Consider the following 16,239-nt stretch of genomic DNA (forward strand, 5'->3'; position numbering starts at 1 on the left):
AATTAAGCAATGTATCTATCTATTAACGCACACAGCATTCTCTTCTTATAATTGCTTACGCAGTAACTTTCAATCCAGTTTACACATACACGGGTTAGCTCTGCGATAAAACAAACTAGCTGTCACCCTTCAAATTGCTATGTAAACTCAGTTGGTCACCACTTTTTTTGCGATGACTTTGGTTCTTTGAAAATAAATCTCAGATGAATGCATTCCAACTGATTTTTTGATTGAATATGGATCACTGTTTATCAAGTCGCTTGATGAGTCTAAAATCCCGCTTTAAATCAAGGGAAGTGGCTTTGAGAGGATTTTTCCGGTCGAATAATTTGATAAGTTCAATTTCATACTCCAATCATTCGCCATATCTATCCATCAGCTGATAGAGGAATACTCCTTTCATAAATTTATACCGCCAATCACGTTACTGACTAATCTACATGGTGCAGGGAGTGATTATTAACCTTTATTTGTATATACAAATGTAATTTTTATATCTATCTTTATAATAAAAAAGCTTAGGTATCCGAATGTGTTGCATTCATTAAGCGTTTTATTTTATGTACTTTATTACAAAACAAACCATTCAGAAAACCTTAGATAAAATGGCTAAAAGAGTCGCTTTTTTTGCATCCAAAGAAGAGGTTGAGGAGTACTATAACATTCAAACAAATAAGCAGGCATTGTTTGAGCCACACTATAACCTTTCACCCGGGCATCAATTGCCTGTTATTATACTTAATAATGGTGAGCCGGAAATTACTCGTGTACGGTGGGGACAGATGGGAGCGAACAGAGCTGAGCAAACGACAACAGAGAAAGAGAAGGTTCTTGACGAACTCAAGAAAAATCATGTGAAACGATGCATCCTTTCACTCAGTGGCTTCTTCGTATGGAAAGATGACGAGGAGAAAAATCATCCCTTCTTCATACGTCTTTTAAATAATGCAGTAATGTCGGTAGCAGGACTTTATTACGAGGGAGATGAATCCTTCGTAAGCATTATAACTACTGAAGCCAACACACTTGTTGAGCCGATGTCTGCAACCATGCCGATGATGTTAGATCGCCCGACAGCATTACAATGGCTCGATCCCGGGATTGATCTCGAAGACCTGCTTAAAGAAGCCGGCAACCTGTTTATGCTTACAGACCTTTCCGTATTGCGCGTGAGTAAGAAAGTGAATGATCCCACGAATAACAGCCCGGAAATTATCCAGCCGATTCCGAAGTAGAAGGAGGTTTGGGCTGTAGATCGGGTTTTCCTTCAATCTGGTTTTGGTAGATTCGAAGCGTATTGTAGGCAAAATCTATATCCGGCTCAGCCAGAAGTTTATCTAATATATCTTCCCAGATCAGTTGGTTGAGCCCGCGGCGCCTGCGAGCATGAGAAAGATGACGAATCGTTAGCTTCACACCTACTTCTACAACTTCAGTATAAACAATCGGGGTCAGGTTTTTGTATTGAATGAGATACGATTTTTTTGCCCTGCGTATCTGCTGCTCAGCATCGGCCACGTAATCCTCAGAATGACTGTTGACAATATCGGTGAGTAATTCTTTGGCTTTTCTCCAATTACTCTCGAATGTCACCACAATCTCAATCTCATTCCATATAAAATTAAAATCACTCGTGTAGTTGGCGATGGAGTTTTGCAGTACATGGTGGTTAGGAATATGTATCACACGACCCGTGCTTTGATCAGATTTAGTCCAGTTACCAATTTCGAGGATTGTAAATTTGAAAAACCGAATATCAATCACATCTCCTTTTCGGTCGCCAATTTCAATGCGGTCTCCCACCACAAAAGGTTTACGCCAAATGAGAAAGAGCCAACCCGCCATATCTGTTACCGGATCGCGGAGGGCAATTGCCAAACCTGCTGATAAAAGGCCTAAAAAGGTAGCTACGGAGGCCATTCCCTGAAACCAAATCCGCCCAATCAACAAAAACCCAAGAAAGCTTAAAAAGTAGGTTAAATTTTTACGCCACTTGTATCTGACTGAATCATCCTCTGTCTGGCGGCGCACAATTCGAATCACAATAAACCGGATTGCAATCAGAACCAGGACTATAATTACAGACTCAATTAAGTTGCCATAATCCAGGTAGATATTCGACAAAACTTCTTTTATAGATTGGCTTGCTTCCTCGTTCATCTTATTTCTTATATTTTGAGCGGTTTAGAACAATTAAAAGAGTTGCAATATGTTATACCTTTACCACTTTGTTAAAAGTATAAATAGTGATATTTTTACACTCTTTGCAACAAACTGAAAACTTTATTTTATGCTTTACGGAATTATTATATCGCTGATTACTCTAATCTGTATTTTACTGATTGTAGTAATCTTATTACAACCCGGCCAAAAAGAGGGATTGTCGGGTGGATTGGCTGCCGGAATGGCCGGTGGTTCTTCAATGGGAGCACGCCGAACGGCCGATCTCCTGTCTAAAACAACCGCTGTTCTTGCCGGACTTTTTCTCGGTTTAAGTGTGCTTGCGAATTTTGCTATCGACAATGAAGAAACCAATCAAAGTACAATTCAACAGCAATCGAATTTTGGAGAGCCGGTTGAACAACAGGACTTTACGGTTCCTTCCGAGACAGAATCAGCCGTACCACAACAGCAAGAAGACTTTGATACCGGCGATCAGGGCTCAACTGACGGCGGAAGTAATTAATCTGATACACAAATGAATATTTAACCCCGGATTGATATCATCAATTCGGGGTTTTTTATTGGCTATACCCACGGACTCTGGTTGCTTGCCGTGGCAATTTTGGCAGCATCAATAGCTATTACAAGTTCCTCATTTGTGGGAATTACGTATACATCTGTTTTTGAAGAATCCGAGCTTATTTTCTCGATCTCTCCCGGTTTAACGGCACTATTTCGTTTCGGGTCGACTTCAATTCCAAGTGAGCCGAGATTTTCGAGTGACTTCTCCCTGATCAATGAGGAGTTTTCCCCGATACCGGCTGTAAAAATAATTGCATCGCAACCATTCAGAGTTGCTAAATAGGTGCCGATATATTTTTTAATATTATAGCAAAACACATCAATCGCCTGTTGACAGCGCCTGTCTCCATGCTCCGCTTCAGATATCAGGTCCCGCATATCACTGGCATACCCACTCAACCCCAACAAACCACTGTGGCGATTCAGCATTGCATGTAAACTATTCAGGGGCAACTCCTCTTTCTCTACAATATAAAACAGGATAGAGGGGTCGAGATCACCGCTTCGGGTTCCCATCACCAAGCCCGACAATGGCGTAAAACCCATCGAGGTATCCTTGGATTGGCCGCCTTCAATTGCTGCGATAGACGCCCCGTTCCCCAGGTGACAGGTAATTACTTTCGTCTTTTCTTTTGGCTTATCAATCAGTTTGTAGTACTGCCGGCTCACATAGTAATGGGAGGTTCCGTGAAAACCATAGCGCCGAATTTTATGGCGGCGGTATAACCGGTTTGGAATTCCGTACATGTAAGCTTTCGGCGGGATCGACTGGTGAAAGGCCGTATCAAAAACGGCTACGTGTGGAATATCGGGTAACTTTTCTTCAGCAGCCTGAATGCCTTTTAAATTTGCCGGATTGTGAAGAGGTGCAAGATCATACGCCTGCCTTATCGCATCTTTCACTTCGCTGTCAATTAATACAGAATCCTTGAACATCTCACCACCGTGGACCACGCGATGCCCAACGGCTTTAATGTCGGAAGGCGAGGATATAATGTTGGCATCCGGGCTCAACAGGTAGTCCATAATCTCTTTCAATGCCTCACCGTGATTGGAGATCACTTTCGTGTCTTTAATCTGTTTTCCATTCTCCGGATGATGTTTAACAATAGACGTAACCGCCCCGATTCGCTCAATGATACCGCTGCATCGCTCTCTTCTGCCTTCAACTTCAATTAAATCGTATTTAACGGATGAACTCCCGCAATTAATGACTAATACAAGCATGAATATTTTTAAAGTGTTTGATGATTATTCGTTATTAATAATAATTTTGAGGTATGCCTCTCATAAAAATCTCTTTTTGAGCGGGAGGAAAACTCTTTTAAAACTACTGAAAGTGCCGATCTTAATCGAACTGTTTTCTGCAACAAAAAATAAGGCACACTCCTAACAAGAAGAAGTGCGCCTTTTTTGGGTCAACAATCGCAATTAGAATCTAAATTCAGCTGCTACAGTTGAGTGAATCGGCATCTCCTCTTTTGGAAGAACGTACACTTTACTGCCCGTTTTGTAACCGGTAATGGAAAGCCAGTTCAGAAGCTCAACATCTTCGCCATTGGGCTGGTTGCTGTAATGAACAGTGTGGTTCTCTTTGTCGTATTTGCCCCACTTCGTTTCACCCTGAGATATAAATATGGTTTGAGATTTCCCCATCACCGTAGATTCAATGATTTCACCCAGGTTGTTGGACACACGATCGTCTCCATACTCAGAGAATTTTTCGAGAGATCTGTACATCTCAGATAAAAAGTGCGATTTCACAACATTCCAGCCTTTGTCTCGCAGTTCTTTATCAGAAAGTTCATCCGGATTGTGGGAGACTGTATCTTCAACCAAGCGATTGTAGTGATTTACTTTTTGATAAAGGCCAATATTTTCCGTCAAACCGGTCAATATCAGCGGATCTTCCAACTCATTCATCACGTTGGTAATCTCTTTTTCAATCTCTCGATAGAAGGCCTCAACAACCACCATTTTATCTTCCTCGCTGGCATTGTGTCCATGATAAACAGCAGACTGACCTTTAGCACCGGTATGAAATTGCAGCTGTTTTTGAGGGTCAACTTCAAGGTAATCATTTACGGAAGTTACAGTATCAGGCGGTGTAATATCATGAACAGTATTTCGAGTACAGCGCAGTAATCGCAAATTCTTTCGGCTGGCTGCCAATATGGTAAACGTGCCGTCCATACTGGTCATCGGCAGAAGTGGAGTAATCATAAAATGATCATTTACAAATACCTGCTCGTTTACTTCATACGGCAGATGATAGAAATCAAATGAATCCTCAGTCATATAAACGGCAAGTCCTTTTTTCAGGTGAGACCAAAACATCGGCTTGTCTAAAAGCTCTTTGGCCGGTTTCAGTATCTCCTCAATATTGACTCCATTTGAATTGCGTTTTTTCAAAGAATTTTCGGCTTCAGATAGCAGATTTTTAAATCGAATTGGGTCCTGTTTTGATTCCTCCCCTTTTTCGTGAGTTGGAAGAGTAATTGTTACGTAATGTTTAGCTTCTTTGTCGATCAGCTCGTGTATTGTTTTTTCACTTACCATCCTTGCTACCACTTTCTTAATATTTCAGTGTGTATACATCAAAATAAAAAATTTCTAACTCTTAATGTTCCAAATAAAATCAGATATCTTAAACTTTTTCAGCATCATAAAAGTCTCTTTCATATTTACTGAGTCTGATAAAATTTTCTTACCCTAAAGGTGCCATAACAAACAAGCATAATTAATCAGAAGATGAGCAAGTCTACCCTACAGGGAATTAAAAACAGCCTGGGCCCGGGCCTGATTATGGCCGCCGCCGCCATTGGAGTTTCACACCTTGTACAATCTACAAGAGCCGGCGCCGAGTATGGTTTTGCGTTGGTTTGGGCCGTAATATTGGCCAATATTTTTAAATATCCATTTCTGGAATTTGGTCCGCGGTATGCACTGGCCACCGGTAAAAATATGATTCGTGGATATGCTAAAATGAGTCCGGTTGCACTCTGGATTTTCATCATTTTTACGATCTCAACGATGTTTGCCGTTCATGCTGCTGTAACGATCGTAACAGCCAGTTTGGCAACCAGCCTCACCGGAATTGAACTCTCCGTAACCACCTGGTGCGGCCTGATCTTGGTTCTCTGTGTACTCTACCTGGTCCGTAATACGTATACACTCCTGGACAAAGCGATTAAAGTTCTGATGGTCATACTCGCAATATCAACTATTGTGGCGATGTTCCTGGCTTTCACAAATATCGGGTTTACACCTCAACCTGAAGCGATTGCGCCTGAGATATGGACCGTTTCCGGAGTAGCTTTTTTGATTGCCCTGATGGGCTGGATGCCAATTCCCATAGATGCGGCGGCATGGCAATCGATATGGACTATAGAGAGGATGAATGAAACACAATACAAACCGCAACTGGGCGAAGTTCAGTTTGATTTTAACCTTGGCTACATCGGCACGTCCATCATAGCACTCTGTTTTTTAACACTCGGTGCAATGGTGATGTACGGATCGGGCCAGGAATACGCAGCCAGTGCCGCCGGTTTCTCCAAACAGCTGATTGAACTCTATACCGCGGCCATGGGCGATTGGGCATTTATCCTGATTGCCGCCTGTGCATTTATCACGATGTTCAGCACAACTCTTACGGTTACAGACACCTACCCTCGCGTGGTGAATGAATTTGTTTCGATACTGAAGAGTGATGATGAGAATGTTGAAGAAAAACGATATGCTTATCTTCTTGTTGGAGTCAGCGCCGGCTCACTTCTTTTGTTGATTCTTCTGGGCGACCGTTTTCGTTTTTTGATTGATCTCGCAACAACGATGTCTTTTCTAACAGCACCCGTCCTGGCATTTATGAACCACAAGCTCATCCACCAGCCTGAAGTAGATGAGCAGTATCGTCCAAAATCCTGGCTGTACTGGCTGAGTGTTAGCGGTATTATTTTTCTTACACTTTTTGCCTTAATTTACCTGTATTGGATGCTTTTTTATTAATCTATTGTAGATACGATATAAAATTAATATAAAAGCGTTTAAAAAGTCCCCTTCTTTTGAAGGAGGGGAACGTACTATTCAAGATTCGTATGTCGAACTGACATTAACATACACTCAATGATCAGGTATCTCTTTTTTTGTGCGATCAGTATTCTATTTGCTCTGCCGGCACATGCTCAAATCTATAACACTCAATACCGGGTTCCCGGGCAAGAGTGGATGGAACTCAATACCGATCATTTCAGACTGATCTATCCCCAACAATATGAGCAAGAAGCCTACCGTTCGCTCGCCATTTTAGAGAGTGAATATGCTGATATAAAGGATCTGGTCGGCGGCGAGATGGATCGGTTCCCGTTTATCCTCAACCCGGAAAATGACAATTCTAACGGCTTTGTATCTCCAATAAATTTTCGGTCTGAAGTTGAATTATCGCCTATCATCAGTAAATCGATGAACCCAAAATCGGGCGACTGGCTTGAAATTGTGCTTCCTCATGAACTGGTTCACGCCATGCATTTCAACTATAATCCTGAATCTTTCACACGTGTACTCTCTGTTTTCTCACCAGACATCAGGCGGGGCACTCACACTGCAGCCCCCAATGGATTCCTGGAGGGCATAGCCGTAGAGTATGAAAGTCACAACCAAATTCCACAGTCCGGTCGCGGTAACTATCCCTATTTTCGCAATAAATTCAGATCTGTATTAAATACCGACGATGAGTGGTCGATGGGGCAGTTGATTCACAGTACCACCTATACGCCGCCATTTGACCGTCACTACATCGGCGGCTACGAATTTGTAAACTGGCTGCTGGATTCCTACGGAGAAGATTCAATGAAGAATGCGATAGAGTATCACTACAAATATCCGTTTTTGGGGTTTGGAATGGCTCTTAAACATGAAACAGATTCTTGGCCCGGTGAGCTTTATGATCAATTCAGCAAAGAGAAAAAACAGAACGAAACCGACCGCCTCAAAGAGATCGGCAACGGTACAGATTCACTTTCAAAAGAGATTCCATTTTCAGCGACATGTAAGCGACTTCAGCGTCCGAAATGGCTGGATGAGGATACGCTCATTTTTTTCGGGCGTGGATGCAACCGAACCACCGGCTTTTATACCTATGATTTGATCGGCAATTCTTTGGACCTGTTGAAGGAGGTATCCATTACCGATGATTTTTTCTATTCCCTTTCAGAAGATAAAAGCAGTTTGATCTATTCTCGCTATCACAGCCATCTTCTCTACGATAATCTCTTCCAGGGAGATCTTCATCAGCTTGATTTTAATACTGGTCGCTCAGTGCGGATCACAAGAAGCGCGCGTCTCTTTTCTCCCGCATTATTTGATGATGACATTCTTGCTGTTCAAACATCAGCTAACGAAATGAACCTTGTACGAATCAATCCAAATGATGGAGAGATTTTACAGGAATATTCCAAACCGGAGCACTCCACTGTTGTTCAGGCAGCTCCCAATCCGTATCAACCGGGAACTGCGGCAATTATCGGTCGAATAAACAGCACCCAGGCTATTTGGTTTGAAGATCTTGATCTGGTATCTATCCTCGATTCCGACCCCGAAATTGTCTTTGAAAACGGCTCTATTTTTGACCTCGCATGGCATCCAAAAGAGGAGAAACTGCTGTTTGTGAGTGATCACACCGGAACCATGAACCTTTATGAATATGACGTTCCAGGAGAGATCGTGAATCAGATTACCGACAGCCAATTCAATGCATTTGAAGCTTCCTACTCTCCCGGTGGTGAGCAAGTTGCCTATATCATGCAGGATGAACATGAACAAACCCTGCAACTTCTCAATCTTTCTGATGCTGTTTGGCAGCAAGTTCCTGCGGATCTGTGGAAAATGGATAAAGAGATCACAGAAAGTTTTTCTCGTCCATTAATGAATCGTGAGGAAAACCCGGACAGGTCTTCCTGGAAGGCTGAAAGATATTCTACAGGTTGGGGATGGCTCAAACCCAGGCTCTGGCTCCCGACCTACGAAGATCAAGATGGATATCATCGACCGGGGCTGACCTTTGAAAGCGGGGATGTCATGAGCTCACAAGCTTATTCCCTGGATGCGAGTTACATGGCAGAACGACTTTGGTACGATGCATCCTACATCTATAAAGGATTTTATCCCGGATTTGAAGTCAGCCTTTTCAATGAGCCCTTTATCGCCTCATTTAAGACAGATAATGAAGATGATGATTCAACCCAGGAATTATTGCAGGATTCTCGTGGAGCTTCATTTAGCGTTCCCATTCCATTAACGATTGAATCGAATACGCGCTTTACATCCCTCTATTTTGAGCCGAGTTATTCCGTATCACAGGTTCGTTTTCTGGATCCTGACCGGTCTTCGCGCCCTGTTTCTGAATTTGCAACACGGCATACGATTGGCCTTCAAACCATTTTCAACTGGAACATCCGTCAATTTATACGAGATGTGCAACCCAATGCCGGGTGGGCTTTCTTTGCCGAGTGGCGGCAAGCCCTGAATAAAGACGAAATTATGATTGAAACGGATCAGCTTTCTGTGGATGGAACGCTTTCCAGAAGATATGGAGTGAACGCCGGAGTGATTACATTCCTCTCGCCCTTGAAACGTTGGAATCAATCACTGCGAATTTCCGCGGAGGTGTATTCCCAAACTGAAGTACCCGTATTCGGCATTTCATCGGATTTTGCAGACCATTTCTCTGAGTTTCCATTTCCAGGTGCCAACAATATCGGGTTCTTGAATACCCGCTATACCATACCCCTTGTATATCCTGATGAGGGTGGACTGCTCCTGCCGCTCTACCTGTCCAACATTTACCTGGTACTATTTTCTCAAACAGCTACGAATTTAGATTATACTATTCGCACATCGAACACCCGGACACTTTACGGCGCCGGTATTCGATCTCGATTTCGGTTGAGCAACCTGAGCTTCGATATTGGAATTTCCATCGGCTGGGAACCAACCCGGGATAACCTGTCGTATCATTTTGGGTATTTCTAAGTTAACGTCATTTTGAGGCTTCCTCGGTCACAAATTCCCTCGCAATGACCTCTGAATTGATACCGTATGATACAGCAAATTAACCCGGATTATTCACGAATGGGTATATTTATGATTCTAAGTTGTAAATAATCAGGGTTAAGAATCATTTTCAGGATATAATTTCTCGTAAATCTCAGAAGTCGCCTCTCTCACTCGCTTAATCTCCTCATCCGTGAGCCGGTCTTTCCATGTATCAATTGTTTTTCGGGAATCCCTGGGTTGTAAGTCATTCGATTTAGCTTCTGCCGGATTTTTCTTTGATGTAAAATCTATAATGTACTGTTCAATTTCCCTGTTGAATTCCAATTCCAAATAGTTAAACATCAGCCGAAAATTTTCAGTGGGATTTCGCGCCAGCTCCTCATGCTTCATGAACAGCCACTCCGGGTATTTTTCACGGTATTCCAGAATCACATAGTTTAGCACATTCCACAACAGGCTAATTCTGTCTATAAAATCACTACCTCGATCCGTTCTCTCCATGTCCTCTTTAAACGGTTTCAACCACGTGTTCATCAACTCTTTCTGATCCAGGAAATTTTTGAAATCAAAATCCCAGCCCTGTTTTTTTAAGCTCCCCGCGAATGCAAGGGGGTTTCGAATCATGCAGATCACTTTTAAATCGTACCGCTCATATAGCCATCCCGCCGAAAGAAGTGCAATAGGATCTTTCAATAAATAACGTGGCCGGTCTTCGCTCAAAAGCAAATATTTGAGGTAGATGAGGGGCGTTTTTAAACTATATCCGCTCTCCCGGCAAATTTTTGCAGGATACTGGAATGCCGAGTTTGGAATATATCGGTCGAACTCATTTTGTATCTCAGTTAATTTGCGTGATGTTGGAACATGTTCAAACCAATGATTGAATTTATACTCGAAATTGTAGCGGGTGGTATCAAGGTTAAACGGTTCATACACAAGTTCCACGTTGTCTGCCTGTGAGAGAGTCTGCCCAACCAGTGTAGTACCGGAACGGTGAGTCCCCGTAACGAGAATATGTTTTCGGTGTTCTAGTACTTTCAAACTGATTTTATATAGACGTTTGATTGATATATAATATTAAGTCTTATGTACAATTACAGGCCAGGATACCTTTTTCAAATAGCTGCCAAGTTTGAATAATTGAGAATTTAAAAATAGCATAAAAAAGTTAAGTGCAGAAAAGATCCGAACCTAAGCCTTTCATCGAAAAATAACCGGTTACAATTTGTCTTTCTCTTATTTATAATGCTATTTGTATAAAAGAAGAGATTGATAGTACAGTACCTGCAATACTACGCTATGCGGGTAAAATGCTTTGGTATGGTTGGGGTGATGCTCTCATACCTATTAAATGATAATAAAACAGGAACATAATCATGTCTTACCGATGGGTCTATTCCGAACCCCAAGGGGGGGAGTCTGTCAGCGATATTCAAGACGAATTGAACATTCCACCGGAAATTGCCCATTTATTGAGCATTCGGGGAATCGACACGTTCGAAAAAGCCAAATTGTTTTTCAGGCCTGAAAATGTAAAGCTGCACGATCCGTTTTTAATGAAAGATATGGAGGCCGGAGCATGCCGCCTGTCAAAAGCGATCCGTAACCATGAAACCGTTGTAATTTATGGGGATTATGATGTTGACGGCACTACTGCTGTTAGCCTCCTGTACACATTTCTAAAAAGTTTTGGGTTGGACGTGTACTATTATATTCCCCACCGTTTTAAAGAGGGATATGGGATCAATCCGGATGGTATTCGTTTTTCTCTCGAAAAAAATGCCGATTTGATTGTATCGGTCGATTGCGGTATTACAGCAATCGAAGAAGCTAAATATGCACGCGAAAAAGGGATCGATCTCATCATCTGCGATCATCACACCGTAGGAGATGAACTGCCCGATGCCGTTGCCGTACTGGATCCCAAACGATTAGACTGCAACTACCCATTTGATGGACTTTCCGGTGCGGGAGTAGGATATAAACTGGTTCAGGGAACCGTAGAAAAACTGGGTTTACCCAAAAAGCTGCCGAATAAATTCCTGGACCTTGTCGCGATCTCAATCGCATCAGATATAGTTCCTATCATCGACGAAAACAGGATATTGATGAGAAAGGGACTCAAACTCATCAACACGCAACCACGGATCGGTATCAAAGCGCTGCTCGACAGGATTAAAATACCCGCCGGCTCAGTATCCACTTCAAGTATTGTTTTTTCAATTGGACCTCGGATAAACGCTGCTGGAAGAATGGGCGACGCTACTACAGCCGTAGAACTGATGATTGCTGAAGATGAAATCTCTGCCCGGAGATTTGCCGGCCAGTTAGAGTCGATAAATAATACCCGAAAAGATACCGACTCCAAAACGATGGACCAGGCGATGGAGATGCTCGAAAACAAGTTCAATCTCGAAAATCTATCCGCCATGGTGTTACATAAAGATGAATGGCATCTTGGTGTGATTGGTATTGTGGCCTCGCGTCTTGTAGATGCCCATTATCGGCCCGCAATCATGCTCAGTACGGTTGAAGGCAAAATCAAAGGTTCGGCACGGTCTATTAAAGGGTTTAATATTTATGATGCGCTGAAAGAGTGCGAGGATCTGTTAGAACAGTTTGGCGGGCATGAATTTGCCGCCGGGCTGACGATGGAGGTGGAGAACCTGGAGGAGTTCAGGCGTCGCATGAATCGAATTGCAGGAACAAATCTTTCTGATAAAGATTTTACCCCAGAGCTTGAGATCGCCTGCGACCTGGATCTTAAAAAAGTAAATATGAAATTCTGGAAACTGCTCACACAGTTTGAACCCTTTGGGCCCGGGAATATGCGACCCATTTTTGTAAGTAAAGATGTTTGCATTGAAGGTGTACCAACCATCGTTGGAAATGGTCATTTAAAAATGAAAGTACGTCAGGGAGACTCCGCAGTTTTTGATTGTATTGGTTTCAACATGCATGCATTTGAACCCAAATTGCGAAATTGCGACCAAGATAAGATTGACATCGCCTATGTTTTAGAGGAGAATCGGTGGAACGGCCGCCGAACCATCCAGATGAGGTTGAAGGATATTCATATTGGAGATTAGTACGTTGGCAGTTGTCCGTGGTTAGTTGTTTGTGTCATTCATCTAAAACCAACGGACAACTAACTACTAACCACGAACAATCCCCAATCAGATATTGTGTTCGGTTTTTAAAGCCCTTATATTTGATGCTTCTGTGAGGGACTGTAGCTCAGTCGGTAGAGCAACGGACTGAAAATCCGTGTGTCGGCGGTTCGATTCCGCCCGGTCCCACACATACTTAAACCCCTGTGAGACATTGATTTATGATCTTCCAGGGGTTTTTTAATTTCGGTGAAAATATTTTTTGAATGTGTTCAGTTACAGCCCGGTTACAGTAGAATCACTTGCACTGCATCAATAAACTTGGCAACTGCAATTCATCTATCCACCCATCAACCCGCCCTCGGCAAGCGACGTTCACTTATTCATTCTCTGTGTGAACATACCACACTTCGGTAATCGACTGACCATCCTTTCCAGTCAGATCAAGATTCTGATATAATCCATCCAAAGGACCGAAGGTGTAATTAACGGTAAGGACAGGTGTTGCCAGAGCAGTAACATCATTTTCACCACACATCGCCCGAGGGTTCTCAGGACTGAAGATGAAACTTTGCATGGTGTCGAAACAGACTCCTCTGTAATAATCAGGAACACGGGCACCTGATCCATCAAATACTTGCTGCATCATATAAGAGAACACTATCCGCCCATCATCTGCAGCACTGCCTTGAGTTATATCATACGGAGCATCTTCCCAGCTACCGATCGTAAATCCATTACGGACAAACTCGCTCGTTGTTTTTTCATCTTGGCTTTGGACATACGTAACTACATCAATTCCTGCAACATCTTTCAACAGAGGGGTCAAGTACTCCATTAAATCGACCGAGTGAGCAACGAATTCATCGGATGGAACTAAGTTAGGATCTGTAGTATTGCTAAACTCAAACTGCCCAGGTCTGCGATAAACACCCTGATCAAGAATGTGAGTTTCCAGCACTTCTTCTTTCTGAAACTGATGAATGATCTTATTTCCGTTTTCATCCTCTCGCAGGAACGTCAGGAACAGATCGAAGTCAAACCCATCTCCTTTACGTGGAATCAGCTGTATAGATTGCAGATCACTGCCAGCTCGTTGCAATGGCTCCCTGTGTGTTACATAACCATCTGCTTCAAAGACAGCTTCAATTCCATCATCAAATTCATCCTTAAGAAGATCCAACTCCCGGGGGATCTGTGCCTGTCCGTTGGTAATATCAAGAGTAATCGGACCCTCTTGAATTGTCATGTGACCATCGACCGCTTCACCCGTCACAACGTTGGATACACTTAGTGGTCCCTCAAAGTACGGTGATTCAATCAGTTGCAATGGTCGTGATCCACTGACGGTCTTCGGTACCTCCGAGTTCGATTGCACATCATAGGTCAGCACGGCCGAACTGGTGGCATCCAGATCAGAGGCATTGCCGAGCAGCTGTGGAGTAAAGGTCGTATCCCAGAGCGTCTCTCCACTCAATTGTTTGGTAAATTGATTCTCTACGTTCACATCGAAGGCGACCTCACCGCTTAATCCGTCCGGATGGGCAAAGCTGACATAAATACTTTCCAGATCATCCTTAATCATAGAGTCCGGCAGGTTAGCGTTCACACTGATATTCGGGATTTCCTCCGGCTCGGAGTCCGAGGAGGTGGAACACCCTGCAAACAGGAGTATGATGATGAGTAGAGTTAGCCAACGATTCATGTAAAGAGTTTAGTCCGACAAACCGAAAAAGGCAAGGTGGAGACCCACGATTAGTATCAATACAGAAACCTGATTTCTGAAATGGTTCATCTGAAGAAAATCAACCCACCTAATCGGGAACGTAGTGATCAATAGTATTCAAGAACGAACCATTCGGACCAGGAAGGGGACTAGAAAGTTTTCTTCGACCTGTACCTGGCTTGAACGAATAAACAGCATTTAACAGATGAGGAACATCAGGAGTCCAGAAACCATCGATCGAGTAATGCGCGACATCATCCCCGTGACCAGTGGTATGAATACCCATATTCTCTAGCACATCACTACGTGTCGCTGCAGGAGCATCAAATTCCTGAGAATCCGAAAAACCTGTACGCTGTCTTAGCGTCGACATAAATACACGAGGACCATCAATATTATATCTTTGAGTTAACAAATACTGAGCATCCGGACTGCCTGCGTAAAAATCACACCCTCTTCAGAGTAATCATAGCCACGAGGAAACTCAATCTCTCCCTCACTCTCAATAAATGAATTTATCTGGATATTAGCTGAATCAGGAATCATCTGCACAACTTCCTGTAACGCAGCAATACTGTTCTGAATAAAATATGGAGAAGCAACCTTCGTTGGATCATTGGAACGATAGAACGTTCCTACTGCTGCCTCGATATCCTCCAAAACATGACTTTCATCGTAGTGATACGAAATAATGACCGAATTATCAGCCCAACGACGAGTGTGACGATTTTCATCATAACCGTAGCCGAAGGTATCAAGAAAATCATTGTACGAATACGATCCGATCTTTTTAGGAACCATCTCGAAAATAGAAGCATGGTCTTCACGAACAGTGATGTAATCAGAATGCGAAGGAAAGTCACCTTCTTGTGCAGGCAATACTTGTACACGGTATCGACCGGGAGAAATCTGTTGTTGAGTACCAAACTGCGCCAAGCCATCAGCGACAGGTAATGTTGTACCATTTGGAAACGTCACAGTACCAGAAACCTTGAAAACTTCTCCATTATCGTCGACGTTAGCTAAAGCAACGGCTCCATTCACATAATTGTTCCCAGGAGGTTTAGGCTTAGGATCGGAAGGAGAAGAACCACAACCTGCCAGTGGTAGTAAAGTGCTACCTGCCAGTAACGTCCCTGATGTTCGTAAGAATTGTTTTCGGTTCATGGAAAAGAGTTTAGCACTGAGGCACAAGAAAAACAAGGCATCTCACTTATCCAGTTTGATGCCTCGACTATTCATCAATAGAGACGTTAACTTTTGCGTCTATTCCATTGTGGGTAAATAATACGTGGTTGCCAAATTAGTACGCTTCTCAATGTCATCAGGAATTATGATTCATGTTAACTTTCATGAATATGTCTGACTATCAAACCAGATCATAGTTTGCATTTGGGTACGATATTAGAAGACAGAGATTGAACAAAGAGCATCAGCTGGATATCAGGTTTAAGGATTATTTTATATTAACGACTAATTACTACTAATCTGACATGATAATATGGCTATGGAACATTTCGAAAACTACGGGGAGTTATCGACGATTCTATCGGGTAAGGGACACCTCTATCTGAATAAAGGAAGAAGACTTGAGGTCGATTTTCA

Annotated in this window: 11 protein-coding genes and 1 tRNA gene; 6 read left to right on the forward strand and 6 right to left on the reverse strand. The window is 42.8% G+C overall.

Translation table 11 applies throughout. The features are described from left to right. Positions 1 to 605 precede the first annotated feature (605 nt). The gene (locus L6773_RS00850) at positions 606 to 1,235 is read left to right on the forward strand and encodes an SOS response-associated peptidase (protein ID WP_237851942.1); all 630 of its coding nucleotides are present in this window, start codon (positions 606 to 608) and stop codon (positions 1,233 to 1,235) included. Here L6773_RS00850 and L6773_RS00855 read toward each other — a convergent pair. Further along, complete coding sequence (locus L6773_RS00855; RefSeq protein ID WP_237851943.1) at positions 1,213 to 2,160, reverse strand: mechanosensitive ion channel family protein; 948 nt, start codon at positions 2,158 to 2,160, stop codon at positions 1,213 to 1,215. The genes L6773_RS00850 and L6773_RS00855 overlap by 23 nt on opposite strands. A 130-nt stretch (positions 2,161 to 2,290) precedes the next feature. Here L6773_RS00855 and secG point away from each other — a divergent pair, with 130 nt between their 5' ends. Beyond that, positions 2,291 to 2,686, forward strand: coding sequence for a preprotein translocase subunit SecG (gene secG, locus L6773_RS00860; RefSeq protein WP_237851944.1), 396 nt, complete (start codon positions 2,291 to 2,293; stop codon positions 2,684 to 2,686). Positions 2,687 to 2,748: 62 nt separating this feature from the next. On the opposite strand, the gene L6773_RS00865 is transcribed toward secG, so the two are convergent. Further along, complete coding sequence (locus tag L6773_RS00865; RefSeq protein ID WP_237851945.1) at positions 2,749 to 3,972, reverse strand: acetate/propionate family kinase; 1,224 nt, start codon at positions 3,970 to 3,972, stop codon at positions 2,749 to 2,751. A 204-nt stretch (positions 3,973 to 4,176) separates the two neighbouring features. Next, positions 4,177 to 5,304 carry a baeRF7 domain-containing protein gene (locus L6773_RS00870; protein ID WP_237851946.1) on the reverse strand — a complete coding sequence of 376 codons (1,128 nt, stop codon included), beginning with the start codon at positions 5,302 to 5,304 and terminating at the stop codon, positions 4,177 to 4,179. A gap of 192 nt (positions 5,305 to 5,496) precedes the next feature. On the opposite strand from L6773_RS00870, the gene L6773_RS00875 reads away from it, so the two are divergent. Then, positions 5,497 to 6,753: an Nramp family divalent metal transporter gene (locus L6773_RS00875; protein WP_237851947.1), complete on the forward strand. Its 1,257-nt coding sequence runs from the start codon at positions 5,497 to 5,499 to the stop codon at positions 6,751 to 6,753. Positions 6,754 to 6,870: 117 nt separating this feature from the next. Further along, entirely contained in the window at positions 6,871 to 9,774 is a 2,904-nt protein-coding gene (locus L6773_RS00880) for a TolB-like translocation protein (RefSeq protein WP_237851948.1), read from the forward strand. 138 nt (positions 9,775 to 9,912) lie between these two features. On the opposite strand, the gene L6773_RS00885 is transcribed toward L6773_RS00880, so the two are convergent. Beyond that, complete coding sequence (locus L6773_RS00885; RefSeq protein WP_237851949.1) at positions 9,913 to 10,839, reverse strand: sulfotransferase domain-containing protein; 927 nt, start codon at positions 10,837 to 10,839, stop codon at positions 9,913 to 9,915. 335 nt (positions 10,840 to 11,174) lie between these two features. Here L6773_RS00885 and recJ point away from each other — a divergent pair, with 335 nt between their 5' ends. Both recJ and L6773_RS00895 read left to right on the forward strand, forming a co-directional pair. Continuing rightward, positions 11,175 to 12,887, forward strand: a complete 1,713-nt coding sequence (gene recJ, locus L6773_RS00890; protein ID WP_237851950.1) for a single-stranded-DNA-specific exonuclease RecJ — start codon at positions 11,175 to 11,177, stop codon at positions 12,885 to 12,887. Positions 12,888 to 13,024: 137 nt separating this feature from the next. Beyond that, positions 13,025 to 13,097, forward strand: a tRNA-Phe gene (locus tag L6773_RS00895). Between the two features lie 190 nt (positions 13,098 to 13,287). On the opposite strand, the gene L6773_RS00900 is transcribed toward L6773_RS00895, so the two are convergent. Both L6773_RS00900 and L6773_RS00905 read right to left on the reverse strand, forming a co-directional pair. After that, positions 13,288 to 14,613, reverse strand: a complete 1,326-nt coding sequence (locus L6773_RS00900) for a hypothetical protein (protein ID WP_237851951.1) — start codon at positions 14,611 to 14,613, stop codon at positions 13,288 to 13,290. A 429-nt stretch (positions 14,614 to 15,042) separates the two neighbouring features. Next, the gene (locus tag L6773_RS00905) at positions 15,043 to 15,801 is read right to left on the reverse strand and encodes a hypothetical protein (protein ID WP_237851952.1); all 759 of its coding nucleotides are present in this window, start codon (positions 15,799 to 15,801) and stop codon (positions 15,043 to 15,045) included. Positions 15,802 to 16,239: the final 438 nt, after the last annotated feature.

Source organism: Rhodohalobacter sulfatireducens, assembly GCF_022012475.1.
Taxonomy (GTDB): domain Bacteria; phylum Bacteroidota; class Rhodothermia; order Balneolales; family Balneolaceae; genus Rhodohalobacter; species Rhodohalobacter sulfatireducens.

Bases quoted from the DNA above. Each gene is read 5' to 3' on its own strand.
- L6773_RS00850 (WP_237851942.1), top strand. From the start codon at position 606: ATGGCTAAAAGAGTCGCTTTTTTTGCATCCAAAGAAGAGGTTGAGGAG.
- L6773_RS00855 (WP_237851943.1), bottom strand. From the start codon at position 2,160: ATGAACGAGGAAGCAAGCCAATCTATAAAAGAAGTTTTGTCGAATATC.
- secG (WP_237851944.1), top strand. From the start codon at position 2,291: ATGCTTTACGGAATTATTATATCGCTGATTACTCTAATCTGTATTTTA.
- L6773_RS00865 (WP_237851945.1), bottom strand. From the start codon at position 3,972: ATGCTTGTATTAGTCATTAATTGCGGGAGTTCATCCGTTAAATACGAT.
- L6773_RS00870 (WP_237851946.1), bottom strand. From the start codon at position 5,304: ATGGTAAGTGAAAAAACAATACACGAGCTGATCGACAAAGAAGCTAAA.
- L6773_RS00875 (WP_237851947.1), top strand. From the start codon at position 5,497: ATGAGCAAGTCTACCCTACAGGGAATTAAAAACAGCCTGGGCCCGGGC.
- L6773_RS00880 (WP_237851948.1), top strand. From the start codon at position 6,871: ATGATCAGGTATCTCTTTTTTTGTGCGATCAGTATTCTATTTGCTCTG.
- recJ (WP_237851950.1), top strand. From the start codon at position 11,175: ATGTCTTACCGATGGGTCTATTCCGAACCCCAAGGGGGGGAGTCTGTC.
- L6773_RS00900 (WP_237851951.1), bottom strand. From the start codon at position 14,613: ATGAATCGTTGGCTAACTCTACTCATCATCATACTCCTGTTTGCAGGG.
- L6773_RS00905 (WP_237851952.1), bottom strand. From the start codon at position 15,801: ATGAACCGAAAACAATTCTTACGAACATCAGGGACGTTACTGGCAGGT.